The organism is uncultured Sulfuricurvum sp., from assembly GCF_937936435.1.
In the GTDB taxonomy this organism is placed as follows: domain Bacteria; phylum Campylobacterota; class Campylobacteria; order Campylobacterales; family Sulfurimonadaceae; genus Sulfuricurvum.
In genome coordinates this window covers 1-12378 of record NZ_CALDDG010000027.1, presented here as the reverse complement: position 1 = coordinate 12378, position 12378 = coordinate 1, and the positions used below count along the sequence as shown (strand labels likewise).

Below are 12378 nucleotides of genomic sequence, written 5' to 3'. Positions count from 1 at the left end.
AAATTCGAAGCATAAAAAGAAAATAGCCACCTTATTGACACCGTATTACGGAGACAATACTTTTCCTGCTGAATAATCCTCTCAATCTGGCTTCCAATTTGCCATCCAAAAATCCAAAAAAAAACTCATCGCCGGTGATTTAAAAAAGGAGCGCAAAAAAATTCAATCACAATGTCATGGGAAAACACTCTGGGAGTGTTTTATTCAATAAAAACAGCATCATCTGTTTATTCAGGTTTAAGCCGTTGAATACAACCCATATAACGATGTATTCAAGAGGCATCAACGGCAGTTCGTATTCCTTTGACGGCAAACCGTTTCCCCAGAATCAAGCCATATTAACGGCACTTTGTATATGAAATACGAAAAAGCGGTGCAAAAATTTGACTTCTTCGAGTGCTTTTTTAAACTAAGTTCGTAATTCAATTTAAGAGGTGAAAAAATGATGATAAAAAAAGCCAGCGGTCTTATACAGATGACCAATAAACTGACACGCTCCCAAAGAGCAATTTACAACTATCTGCTGTTCGTAGTCAAAGAATCGTTACGAACCAATCCAGAACAACGGAGATTCGAAGCCAACGTCGCCGATATCAAACAATATACGGGAGCGCAGAACAGCGCCCACATCAAGGAGAGCATTTTACAGATGCAAGAGGTCAAGGTGTCGTTCAATGTTTTAGGGAAATCCAAGAAGGACTGGAAAAAAGACATAGGATTGATTTTAGATGCGGATACCCAAGAAGAAGGGTTCGTGTCGTTCTCGATGGAGGAGGAGCTGATTGGCGCCATCAATCATCCCGATATCTATGGATTGGTCGATTTGAAAGTCATCAAGGGGATGCAGTCCAAACACTCCGTCGCTCTTTACGAGTTTATCTCCGACTATCTAAAAATAGGCAAGAAACGGGTCTATTTGGACGATTTCAAAGTTCTTATGGGGATTGACCCGCAAAAGGGTTATAAACGGTTCTGTGATTTGAATGCGAGGGTGATTTCGCCTGCTATCAAAGAGATAAACGAAAAGACTTCCATCGCTTTAGCGGTCGAGCCGATTTATCGGGGGAGGAAAGTGACGGCGTTGGAATTTCGATTCATTTACAAAGACGAAGCGATACACCAGAAAAAGCAGTTTTCTAAAAAAGAGCAGTTTGTTCGATACCGTGAAGAAGTCTATAAAACCGCAGGGGGGAGACCTATTTTTGTCTATAAAAACCGTGATGTGGTCGTCGATAAACACCCCAAAAAGGAAAAAATCATGGTCGGCTATAAAACCCCTAACGGGGTCGAATGGTATTCGGATAAAGAGGCTCTAACCGTTTGGGAAATCCTGATTCAGAATAAGACGGCGGTCGATGCGAAACTATGGGAATATCATTGTGAGGATTTGAGGTTTTGATTAACCGTTATGCAAACAGGTCAATCAATAATTGTCAATTTTCAGCTTAACAAATGATATATAACTGTAAAATATTTAATGATTTTTTAAGAGAGCTGGTATATCGTGACATCTTTACAAACGAACAGAATTTTGAACACTAGAATGTATAGCAAAGTTCAGCAAGATGCAAAACCAATTCTAAAATGGGCAGGCGGAAAAACCCAAATGCTTGACATTTTACTCCCTAAACTTCCCAAACAATATAACAAGTATATTGAACCATTTTTCGGTGGAGGTGCTTTTTTTTATGCTGTTAATCCGGATGAAGCAATTATTGCTGACTCAAACCCGGAACTTGTCAATTTATACAAAAGTGTAGCCAATAATCTAGATGAAGTAATTTTCTTTCTTTCTCAGCATTACAATGACAAAGATTATTATTATGAGATTCGCTCGTTAGATTGGAAACAGCTTTCAGCATCAGAAGCCGCCGCAAGAACAATTTTTTTGAATAAAACTTGCTTTAATGGATTGTATAGAGTCAATAAAAGTGGGGGATTCAATGTTCCATTTGGAAATTATAAAAACCCTAAAATATGTGATATTCCCAATTTGACTGCGGCATCGGAACAATTAAAAAAATCTATAATTGTTGAGGGTGATTACAAAAAAATCTTAAAGGAATATGCCGAACCTGGTGATTTAATTTTCCTGGATCCTCCATATCTTCCTATCTCTGAATATTCAGATTTTCAGCGATACACCAAAGAACAATTTTATGAAGAAGACCATGTAGATTTAGCCCAAGAAGTAAAACGGCTTTCTGATTTAGGTTGTCATGTTATTTTAACCAATTCAAATCATCCCCTCGTCCATGAATTATATGATTATTACGACATTGAAGTGTATCAAACAAAGAGATATATCAATAAAGATTCCAATAAACGAACTGGCGAAGATATTGTCGTTACTGCTCATCCTAAAAAGTTTATAATTGGTTCTGAATGTCCTACACCAATATCTAAACAAGCAGAAAAATATCCTCCTACAAGATATATGGGTTCAAAATCAAAACTTTTACCATATATCAAAGAAGTAATATCTCATTTTGAATGCAAAACGGTTCTTGACCTTTTTTCAGGTTCAGGTGTCGTTAGCTACATGCTTAAAGCAGAAGGTAAAGAAGTTATTAGCAATGATTATATGGCTATGGGAGCTACTTTTACAAAAGCGATGATAGAAAACAATGAAGTAACACTTTCACCAATCAAGGCAAAGCAACTTTTACAACCTAATGAGCATAATGACTGTTTTGTTCAAAATACATTTAAAGACATTTATTACAACGATGAAGATAATCAACTCATTGACACAATTAGAGCCAACATCAAACTATTAACAAACCCTTATGAAAAAGCAATTGCGACTTCAGCACTTATTAGAGCTTGTGTAAAAAAAAGACCAAGAGGAATTTTCACTTATACAGGGGATAGATATGATGATGGAAGGAAAGACCTTCTACTCTCGTTAGAAGAGCAATTTTTAAATGCTGTTGCAGTAATCAATGATGCCGTTTTTTCTAACAATCGACATAATAAATCTCGTAGAGGAGATGCTATGGACATTCGGGTCAAACCGGATTTGGTTTATATGGATCCTCCTTATTATAGCCCTCATTCTGACAATGAATATGTTCGCCGATATCATTTTGTTGAAGGGATAGCATGTGATTGGCAAGGTGTTGAAATGCAGTGGCACACCAAAACCAAAAAGTTCAAAAGTTATCCTACTCCTTTTTCATCGCGTATGGGTGCTTCTGATGCTTTCGATAAGCTTTTTAAAAAATTTAAAGATTCAATCATTGTAGTTTCTTACTCTTCTAATTCTTTTCCAACATTAGACGAAATGGTATCCTTAATGTCAAAATACAAACAGCATGTTGAAGTCATTTCTATAAATCACAAATATTCATTTGGGAATCAAAGTCACAAAATCAATGACAATAACAATGATGTTCTAGAATATTTGTTCGTGGGATTCTAATGGCATATAAACCTTGGTATATTGGCAACACAACAGTTCGCAACCCATTTAGATTAAAGTTAGGGCTTGAAGCACTTTATAAGTCTTCTTTACATGGAAATTTAAGTGGTAGAGAAAATGAACAAGCTTTTGCAGAACTTTTACATGAATCAGAAGTCGTTTCAGTAGCTCGGATAGAAGCAGACTCTGAAAATGGGGATGCCTCTGATGTGGGTAGAAAATGGAGGTCAGCACTTTCACAACTAGGTTTTATAGTCCATGAAAAAGCTGCTGAAATAAATCCAAATTTCAAACCTTACACAACTACGAACAATGGGAAAAATCTTTTAAGTGCTGATAACATATCTGCTGTTAATGAATGCTTTCTTCGGGCATTATCAGCTTATTATATCCCGTCTGTAATTGAATCTTACAACTATTATGAAGTTTTCTCTCCTTTGCGACATGTATTAAATGTTATGCTTCAACTCAAAAATGTGACGGGCAATACACACTTATATCAACGTGAAATAGGTATGTTTGTTCAGACTACAAGCACTCAAAACAATATTGACGAAATTATTCAGAATATTTTGACTTATCGCACCAATCGAGCTGGGGCTGTCAATAAAAAAGCGTTTGACCGTGATATGTATGAAAGAATGGCTGAACCAACGACGGTAAAAGGTGACACTCTTAAAGACTATGCAGATTCAAACATCCGATATCTGAAAGCAACTGGTCTTTTTCAAAGTAGGGGACGAGGAATTGTCATCATTCCAGAAAAAGAACTTTTAGCCAAACAACTTGTTGTCGATGACAGAAGACCAAGCTCGGATGAAGCATATTTAATACAACTTTTTAATGGTGCCGAACTACCTTCAGATGATATTCTTCACGCACAGGAACTTTTGGAAGACCTTAAACAACAAGTGGAAGCAAAGGGTTTAGCTGTTGATATGACCGCTGTTGATTACTCAAATGTTCAAAGTATTAACTCTTTACGCTACACACTGGAACAACAGTTATTTATGCAGAAGGAAATTGATTATTCACGACAACAAAAAGAGCAGTGGCAAGACATTGTAGCTTATATGGATGCGATTATAAGACGCAACAGCAGAACTTTCATTCTGCCATTTAGTCAAGAAGAAGGACAAGTTCCAAAAGAAGAATTTCCGGCTTACTTTGAATGGATAGTGTGGCGCTCTTTTTTAGCAATCAACAAACTCAAAAATCAACCATATGAAGCTAGAAGCTTTCAACTTGACCAAGATTTTCTTCCAGTGAATACAGCACCGGGTGGAAGAGCAGATGCGATATTTGAATTTGATGATTATGTTCTAGTATTAGAAGTTACTCTTACAGAAAACTCCCGGCAAGAAGCCGCAGAAGGTGAGCCAGTTCGACGACATGTTGCAAAATATCAGATGGAATATTCTTCCTATGGAAAACCTGTATATGGTCTATTTCTTGCAAATAAGGTAGATACTAATACCATCGAAACATTTAGAAATGGATTGTGGTATGCCACCAATGATGAGAAAATGTATCTAAAAATTGTGCCTATGACTCTTGAAGACTACAAAAATATTTTTACTGCATTGTTTGAAAGTGGTCAAATTGACAATATGCACATTAAAAATCTACTTGATTCAGTTCTTTTAGGGAAAGAGGAATATGATGCACCATATTGGCGCAGTCATATCACCAGTATTACAACAGGATATCTTCAACACTTAAATACATAAAATATGATTGCTGTTCATATGAAAAAATTTATTACACAGATTGCTTATGATAATTGCATTATTTATCTATAATTCGGAGCAAAATCACCCCAAATATTCATAGATGTCCCCATCTTCTTCAAAATACCTACCGTCCATTTCAAGTGCTCTCCCTATTTTGCGATAATCGATAGCGTTGGCAATTATTGGAGGCAAATCTTTGAGATTGTAAAATCCATCAATAAAATCATAAGCGACATCTTCCATAGTCGAATCTTCGTGGATAATGACATCCTCATATTTTTCGAGGGCTTCTTCGAAGTCTTTTACTAGACCGTTGCGGAGAAGGAAGCGAATCATCTTAACTTCGTGGTCGTTCAGTTCATCGGCTTGTTCTGCCATTTCATTAAGTTTGAATGGGTTGTCATATTCTCCGATTTCCAAGTAATCACACTCATAATCGGTGAGGAATATTTCTTCGTGCTCATCGTCTCCACACGCTTCCGCACCAATCGATAAAATTTCTGTAATTTTAGATTTTAAATCATCTTCATCCATTGGTAAAGATACCCACTCTCCAATAAGGTATCCGTTGTTATATGCCGCTAAGTCAGTGATATAAATTTCCATAGGTTTTTCTCCTTCATCTTAAAAAAACGATTTTCTCTGTTTGAAGGTTTTCGGAATCTCGATTATTTTCTTTTTTTCGAAAACATCGACACCCTTATCCTTCAAACAAAGTTTTCTCCGTCCGTTAGGCTTATCGTTTATCTCGAATGGGAAAGTTTCAAAGATGGTTTAAATCACCGTTTAAACACCTTTAAACGAGTGTTTCAACCTCTTTGTAGGAAAACTGCTAATGATGGGATAAACGATAAGTCTAAGGGGATACAGGAGATTATGTTTGATAGAGGAAAGGGTAGATGGTTTCAAAGGGAAAAAAGTGTTATTGATGGAAAGACAATCGAGGATTGTCAATCCGATGGATGGTTATGCCGCAGAACTTCCAAATCCAAATTCGACTCGGAAATCAGTTGCATTTACTTTTGGAATCAGATTATTCTTCTCTTTTTGTAATTCAACGATGCCGTACCGCTCGAGTGTTTTCAAAGTACGGGAGAGATTGGATTTTTTACGTCCTGTTAGAGATTCCAATTCACTCAAGGATTTTGGATGCTTTTCATCGATAATTTTCAAAAGCTCCTGATTTTCATTGCTGAGGACTTGAGCCAGTGATTTGATTGACTCGAACCAAACTTTCGGTTCATTCGCTTTGGGTTTGTATTCCCCTTTGGCAATAGCAATGGTGCGTTTGATGTAATCGGCTTTGCTCATAATACCGACATAGAGTATTCGTGAAGTCATCTTCGCTCCTTTAATGGTTTTCAAGATAATAATTGACGCTGTTCCAGAAATCTTCCATCAGCTTTCCGGCACAATCGAATTCATAAGGAAAAGTTTCTTCCTTTTTATGGATATGATCCCAAGTCGTTTTTCGGGCACCATATCGAAAGCCACTGGGCTTGAAACTGTGTGCGTTGTCAAAACCGATAACCCGATGATTGCTTTTATCATGCAGGGTTAATGAATATCGAACTCCATGTGGAATGTTTTCACTGGGTTCGATGGTTTTGGCTTCAAATTTGACCCAATAACCGTTGTCCATTGGAAAAATTTCACCGTCTAACAACAGCAGGTTTTCTAAATCACCCAATGGGTCTCCTTTTGTTATCATCTAATGATAACACATTAATGGTAAAAGTGTATTTGATGACGATAGTTTAGCAGCAAATTATATGATTGCAAGTAAAAGTAAAAAGTGGTAAAAAAGTGGCAAAAATATTTATAAAATCCCTATAAATAGGACTTTATTGTTGATTTTGTTAGGTTGTAATAACCAAGCCCTTCCCACATTTTGAGGACATCGTCCAGTTGCGCCTCGGCTAATGCTTCAAGTGAGGGGAAACGTTCTAAAAAGGGGAAATAAAACCGTTCTAAGACCGTTTTGACCTGTGTCTGCTGAAGCATGATTTCACTGATCCATATGGGATAGGGATCTTTGGTAAGACGCCAGGGTAGAGTATGACGGCCGTTTTTTTCGTACCAGATCAGAAGCGATTGCTGAGGAGAATATTTCATTCGGGTATTATATAATTACACCTTTAAGAAGGGGATTGATGGTTACGGTAAATGCGATAAGCTCAGATACAATCGAGATCAAAGGATCGAAGTTTATCGCCCATCTTATGCCGATTAGTATGTTTGAGAGTGAAATGGAGCGTTTGAGAGAACTCCACCCTAAAGCAGTCCATTGGGTAAGTGCGTCACGAAGTCTCAATGAATTTGATCAAATCGTTGAATCCTCCGGCGATGACGGCGAGCCTAAAGGGACATCGGGCAAGCCGACATTAGCGGTACTGCAGGGGCATGAAATGATTAATGCGGCGATCATAACCGTTCGCTATTTCGGCGGGACGAAACTGGGACCCGGCGGATTGGTGCGTGCCTATGCCGAGGCTGCAAACGCGGCGCATGCTCAAGCAACGTTATTGCCATATGAGAAACTCTTTATTAAAAAAATCGAATGTAACTACTCTAATGTCTCCATGGTTGAATATGAAAGCATTCAAAAAAATATTCGAATCCTCTCCAAAGAGTTCGGAGAGAAGGGTGCGATTTTTACGATCGAAGGGACTACGGAAAATTTAGAACAGTTCTATACCGTACTAGGGCGAGCTGTACAAAAGCTCTAACTACTCTTTGCTCCACAGTTTTTCATTGAGTTTGAGTTCTTCGATTAGACCGATCGTATTTTGAAGCGTTCGGATGTATTCCAATGTCTGTTGATAGTCGAGCAAAGAGGTAAAAACATTCGGTTCAAAATGGTCTCTGCGGGTTTCGATAGCGACGTGCATCTGATTACTGATAAAGGAGATATACAAAGAGACGTTGAGTCTTTTTCTTAAATCGGTGATCCGTTTCATCATCGAGTGGGAAAGAATGTATCGCGCTTCGATCTGGTCATTGCTGTAAACCGCAAAATATTTTTCAAACTCGGGGTCATCCATCCGGACAAGATCACCTCGGCTGAAATTCATCGATTGCAGCCACCCTCCTAGCAGAGAGCCGAAATTATTCTCGGCTGAATCGGGGAGAATGATTGTTTTGCCTTTGAAATGTTTGTTAAAACCGGAGACGATAAACAGCCCTTTGAAAAGCGTCTGACGATGTTTTCTCCCCTTGGCATCTTCTATATCGTATTCTGCGTGGACGTCTGAAAACTCCAGCTCTGTCCCCTCTATCGTCCCTTTGACATAATCGTTTCCGTTATAGTAATCGATCGAATGACGGAAAAGGCCGCTTCGTTCGAATAACGATTGTGCAATCGGAAAGCCGGGATTATAGAGGAGGGAGGGGTCAATAGCACGGACAATAGGGGCAATAACGGTTGTTTTGAAGATGCCGTGATAGTCTTTTGAAAACCAATCATAGATGACACCTCCCAGAATAATCGTTCCAAATAAGAATAAAAAAAATATCGGATCGATAAATCCGCGCTGTTTCAGAATGTAGATGAGAATCAGGCTACTGAAAATGAACCAAAAACTACCGTACAGCTTAATTTTCCAGACCATTTGCAGGCGTTGCTCTTCGAGCTCTTTGAGAGAAGGGTAAAGCTCGTTATAGTAAAAATCGGTCAGTTCCGTAATCGATTTCATTACGGCACATCAGCGTTTAAAAAGAGCATTTACATCGACACTTCGGCGTTCATTTTCGGTGATTTCAAAAACGGCTCTTCGCTCCAGGTGCATCCATGATGCAATAAAATTGGTCGGGAACATTTCGATCGCATTGTTTAAGTCGGTTACAGCTTGGTTGTAGGCACGTCGCGCTGCGGAAATCTGTTCTTCAATTTCATTGAGAGAACGTTGAAGGTGCATAACGTTTTCGTTGGCTTTCAGATCGGGGTAGTTCTCGATTGCGACGCTGATGGAACCGAGCGCGGCACTGAGTTTTGCATCCAATGCTATTTTCTGATCATCGCTGATTCCCGGTTTCATTGCTGAGGAACGTAACGAAGTAATCGTTTCTAGGGTCGATTTTTCATGCTCCATATAGCGTTCGACCGATGCGACGATATTGGGGATGAGGTCATAGCGCTTTTTTAAAACGGCATCGACACCGGCAAAAATATTCTCTACCTGATTCTTTTTGGCGATCAGAGAATTGTAAAGTAAAATCGTGACGACGACGATTAGGACTATACCGATCAAAACAATATTCATGCATTGCTCCCTCTAATAGATGGGTCATTGTAAAGGAATTTCTCTGAAAGGGCGATTAGAGTCCATTGTTTTGCGTTATCAAACGCTATATTTAAACAAGAAATTTAAGCCTATTTTTCAGCAGATGGGATTATAGTTTTTATATGATCCAATGAAGAGGAGTATATTATGACGGTATCATCCTATATCTATCAATCTCCCTATCCGAGTTCAATGCAAATGGGGCGTCCGGACCCGGCTGCGCAGCAGCAAAACAATTCGCAGGTGCCGCAAGAGAGTACAAAACCATCTTCATCCGTGCCGAATCAATCGACCGTGAATCCGACATTGGGCAATCAGGTCACGATTGATTTGACCGCTTTAGCCGGAAGTGAAGGGCAACAGGCTGCTAGTACGTATCAGGCAGCAAATGCAAAAGTACAAGCACAAAGTGCATATCAAAGCAGTTAAGGGAAACGGTACGAATATGAAAAAATGGATGATCGCTTTTTCTTTGTCGATAGCATCGTTGATGGCCAGTGAGGTTCCTTCTGCAAGTATGCAAGAACGTAATGAAATATGGATGAAGCGAAAAGCAGTAGAGCAAGAGAGTTATGTACAGCGTGCACAGAGTTTTAAAGAATCGCAAAGACCCAAGCAGGATGCTTTAAAGCAAGAACGGATGGAAATGCGAAAAAAAGTATATCCGCGCGGTATGATCGAAACGCATTAATGTTAAAAAATAGATGAAATAAAGAAGAAAGGATAGGTGGCGCAGCGGACGGGACTCGAACCCGCGACCTCCTGCGTGACAGGCAGGCATTCTAACCAACTGAACTACCGCTGCAACCTAAAATGGTGGGAATTACAAGACTCGAACTTGTGACATCTACCTTGTAAGGGTAGCGCTCTACCAACTGAGCTAAACTCCCGTGTCATATAACATCGAACAAATGGCGACCCCTAAAGGATTTGAACCTCTGTTCCTACCATGAAGTGATAGTGTCCTTGGCCACTAGACGAAAGGGTCACTTAAAACCGCACATGGTGTCCCGTGATGGATTCGAACCATCGACCCCCTCATTAAAAGTGAGATGCTCTACCGGCTGAGCTAACGAGACCTCTTCAACCAACCAAACTCGGTGATTGTGAGGGCGAAATTATAGGGGAAAAGTCCCTATTTGTCAAGCAAAATTTGCTTAAGCGGCAAAAAACATTTCCCGATCAATATTTAAAAGCATTTTAACCGCCATCAGGACGCTTTGTTCTTGAATATAATTGCGGTCTCCTTCGAAATGAAACCGCTCAGTATGGACAGAAGTTTTTGAACGGGCACTGATATAGACGGTGCCCACCGGTTTGGCATCGGTTCCTCCGGTCGGTCCCGCGACACCGCTGATCGCCAATGCGTAGTCGGCAAAACTGACATTCATGGAACCCTCGGACATTTGCAGCACCACTTCGGCACTGACAGCACCGTGAGTTTCGATCGATTCGTCATCGACGGCCAGCCAATTGGCTTTCAAAGTATTGGAATAGGTGACGAGGGAACCTTCAAAAATGGCCGAAGCGCCGCTTTGGGAGGTAAAAAAGTGGGCAAGCGAGCCGCCGCTGCAACTCTCGGCAAAGGAGAGTTTTTTATGGTGACTTCCCAACCGTTCGATAATGAATGCGGCGATGTTGGATGCTGCAATCACCTTATGGTGCATCAACCCTCGTGCCGAAGCGATAAATTGTGCCAGATTTCCGTGGCGTCGGGTGTGAATTTTAATTTTGAGCCACCCCTCGATAAGTTCGCTGAATTCAAGTCGGACATCGAAATTCTGAGCTAAAGGTTCTAACAGCGTTTGAGCACTGAGAAGCTCTTCATTAAAGAGATGGATGGTCGCCAGGCGGGATTCGTCGTCGATTAAAATAGGGGGAAGCATTTTCCCCTCCGTTGCGAGGAGTACATTGATCTCGGAATTATTGTGGTTTAAGAGATAACTGCCATGTTCGAGAATGTTGGCACGAGAAGGGATCAGCATCTGCTCTTTGAGAATTTGATTGTCGGCGGTTACGGTACTGAGCAGTTTTCCAACAATAGTAAAGGTGTTTTTGGTGGTAACGATGATGAGTTTGGAGTCATTTTTCAACAGAGCTTCGAGGTGGAGAAACAACCCTTTGTCGGATTCATCAAAATAGCTGATAGAATCGATAGAAGTGAGGCGATTTTTGATACTTCGGAGAATATAACGTTCAAACGCGTCATTGAGAATCAACCGATTTCCGACAAAAATAACGTCTCTTTTCATAGTCACTTCCTGTATAAAATTGGGATAGTATAGCACAGTGACAGCAAAATTTAATCACCTGAGCGCTATAATGCACCACTTTTTATACGCTATGAAATAAGGGATCCGAATGGATTACAAAGAGACCCTCCTGTTACCTCAGACTGAATTCCAAATGCGTGGAAATCTAGTCCAAAACGAACCTTCCCGCTATGCATCGTGGATTGCCAAAGATGTATACGGCAAAATGAAAGCCAACCGTCAAGGTGCCCAAAGTTTCACCTTGCATGACGGTCCACCGTACGCAAACGGTCACACCCACATCGGGCATGCTTTGAATAAAATTCTTAAAGATATTATTGTCAAATACCACTATTTCAACGGCAAGTCGGTACGATTTACACCGGGTTGGGACTGCCACGGGCTTCCGATTGAGCAACAAGTCGAGAAAAAACTGGGCGGAAAGCAGAAAAAAGAGCTTCTTAGTACGGCGGAAGTACGCCAATTGTGCCGTGATCATGCTAAAGAGTTTATCGATATCCAACGTGAAGAGTTTAAAAAATTGGGTGTCGTTGCCGATTGGGACAATCCGTATCTGACGATGGATTCCAAATTTGAGGCCAACATCTACCGCACCCTTTGCTCTGTAGCGAAAAAAGGGCTGTTGATCGAGCGTTCCAAGCCGGTCTACTGGAGCTGGGCGGAAC

Annotated in this window: 14 protein-coding genes, 4 tRNA genes and 1 pseudogene; 7 read left to right on the top strand and 12 right to left on the bottom strand. The window is 40.1% G+C overall.

Annotated elements, in window-relative coordinates:
• Window positions 1–166: 166 nt before the first annotated feature.
• Window positions 167–313, bottom strand: coding sequence for a hypothetical protein (locus tag Q0389_RS03105; RefSeq protein WP_298691510.1), 147 nt, complete (start codon window positions 311–313; stop codon window positions 167–169).
• A 129-nt stretch (window positions 314–442) separates the two neighbouring features.
• Here Q0389_RS03105 and Q0389_RS03100 point away from each other — a divergent pair, with 129 nt between their 5' ends.
• The 3 genes from Q0389_RS03100 to Q0389_RS03090 all read left to right on the top strand — a co-directional run bounded on the left by Q0389_RS03100 (window position 443) and on the right by Q0389_RS03090 (window position 5154).
• Window positions 443–1399 carry a replication initiation protein gene (locus Q0389_RS03100; protein ID WP_298691508.1) on the top strand — a complete coding sequence of 319 codons (957 nt, stop codon included), beginning with the start codon at window positions 443–445 and terminating at the stop codon, window positions 1397–1399.
• A 144-nt stretch (window positions 1400–1543) separates the two neighbouring features.
• Window positions 1544–3424 carry a Dam family site-specific DNA-(adenine-N6)-methyltransferase gene (locus tag Q0389_RS03095; protein WP_298691506.1) on the top strand — a complete coding sequence of 627 codons (1881 nt, stop codon included), beginning with the start codon at window positions 1544–1546 and terminating at the stop codon, window positions 3422–3424.
• The gene (locus Q0389_RS03090; protein ID WP_298691504.1) at window positions 3424–5154 is read left to right on the top strand and encodes an AlwI family type II restriction endonuclease; all 1731 of its coding nucleotides are present in this window, start codon (window positions 3424–3426) and stop codon (window positions 5152–5154) included. The genes Q0389_RS03095 and Q0389_RS03090 overlap by 1 nt, the downstream gene beginning before the upstream one ends.
• A gap of 84 nt (window positions 5155–5238) precedes the next feature.
• Here the strand turns inward: Q0389_RS03090 and Q0389_RS03085 are convergent, their stop codons facing one another.
• The 4 genes and pseudogenes from Q0389_RS03085 to Q0389_RS03070 form a co-directional block, all read right to left on the bottom strand.
• Window positions 5239–5763 carry an antirestriction protein ArdA gene (locus tag Q0389_RS03085; protein WP_298691502.1) on the bottom strand — a complete coding sequence of 175 codons (525 nt, stop codon included), beginning with the start codon at window positions 5761–5763 and terminating at the stop codon, window positions 5239–5241.
• Window positions 5764–6123: 360 nt separating this feature from the next.
• Window positions 6124–6498 carry a MarR family transcriptional regulator gene (locus Q0389_RS03080; RefSeq protein WP_298691500.1) on the bottom strand — a complete coding sequence of 125 codons (375 nt, stop codon included), beginning with the start codon at window positions 6496–6498 and terminating at the stop codon, window positions 6124–6126.
• A gap of 10 nt (window positions 6499–6508) precedes the next feature.
• Window positions 6509–6847, bottom strand: coding sequence for a DUF6516 family protein (locus Q0389_RS03075; protein WP_298691498.1), 339 nt, complete (start codon window positions 6845–6847; stop codon window positions 6509–6511).
• Window positions 6848–7023: 176 nt separating this feature from the next.
• Window positions 7024–7272, bottom strand: a pseudogene (locus Q0389_RS03070) (A/G-specific adenine glycosylase); the annotation flags it as partial.
• 38 nt (window positions 7273–7310) lie between these two features.
• Between Q0389_RS03070 and Q0389_RS03065 the strand changes: the two are divergent.
• Window positions 7311–7886 carry a YigZ family protein gene (locus tag Q0389_RS03065; protein ID WP_298691496.1) on the top strand — a complete coding sequence of 192 codons (576 nt, stop codon included), beginning with the start codon at window positions 7311–7313 and terminating at the stop codon, window positions 7884–7886.
• On the opposite strand, the gene Q0389_RS03060 is transcribed toward Q0389_RS03065, so the two are convergent.
• Both Q0389_RS03060 and Q0389_RS03055 read right to left on the bottom strand, forming a co-directional pair.
• Window positions 7887–8852 (bottom strand): DUF3137 domain-containing protein, encoded by a 966-nt coding sequence (locus Q0389_RS03060; RefSeq protein ID WP_298691494.1) that lies wholly within the window; start codon window positions 8850–8852, stop codon window positions 7887–7889.
• A 9-nt stretch (window positions 8853–8861) separates the two neighbouring features.
• Window positions 8862–9419, bottom strand: coding sequence for a LemA family protein (locus tag Q0389_RS03055; protein WP_298691493.1), 558 nt, complete (start codon window positions 9417–9419; stop codon window positions 8862–8864).
• A 168-nt stretch (window positions 9420–9587) separates the two neighbouring features.
• On the opposite strand from Q0389_RS03055, the gene Q0389_RS03050 reads away from it, so the two are divergent.
• Together Q0389_RS03050 and Q0389_RS03045 are read left to right on the top strand one after the other, a co-directional pair.
• On the top strand, window positions 9588–9869 hold the full coding sequence (locus tag Q0389_RS03050; protein WP_298691491.1) for a hypothetical protein: 282 nt from the start codon (window positions 9588–9590) through the stop codon (window positions 9867–9869).
• A 16-nt stretch (window positions 9870–9885) separates the two neighbouring features.
• Complete coding sequence (locus Q0389_RS03045) at window positions 9886–10131, top strand: hypothetical protein (protein WP_298691489.1); 246 nt, start codon at window positions 9886–9888, stop codon at window positions 10129–10131.
• Between the two features lie 37 nt (window positions 10132–10168).
• Here Q0389_RS03045 and Q0389_RS03040 read toward each other — a convergent pair.
• The 5 genes from Q0389_RS03040 to Q0389_RS03020 form a co-directional block, all read right to left on the bottom strand.
• A tRNA-Asp gene (locus tag Q0389_RS03040) sits at window positions 10169–10245 on the bottom strand.
• 9 nt (window positions 10246–10254) lie between these two features.
• Window positions 10255–10330: transfer RNA gene (locus Q0389_RS03035), tRNA-Val, on the bottom strand.
• A gap of 22 nt (window positions 10331–10352) precedes the next feature.
• Window positions 10353–10428: transfer RNA gene (locus tag Q0389_RS03030), tRNA-Glu, on the bottom strand.
• 15 nt (window positions 10429–10443) lie between these two features.
• A tRNA-Lys gene (locus Q0389_RS03025) sits at window positions 10444–10519 on the bottom strand.
• 78 nt (window positions 10520–10597) lie between these two features.
• Window positions 10598–11692 (bottom strand): CinA family protein, encoded by a 1095-nt coding sequence (locus tag Q0389_RS03020; RefSeq protein ID WP_298691487.1) that lies wholly within the window; start codon window positions 11690–11692, stop codon window positions 10598–10600.
• Window positions 11693–11801: 109 nt separating this feature from the next.
• Between Q0389_RS03020 and Q0389_RS03015 the strand changes: the two genes are divergently transcribed.
• Window positions 11802–12378, top strand: a 577-nt coding sequence (locus Q0389_RS03015) for a class I tRNA ligase family protein (RefSeq protein WP_298691485.1), incomplete at its 3' end; no start/stop codon positions are given.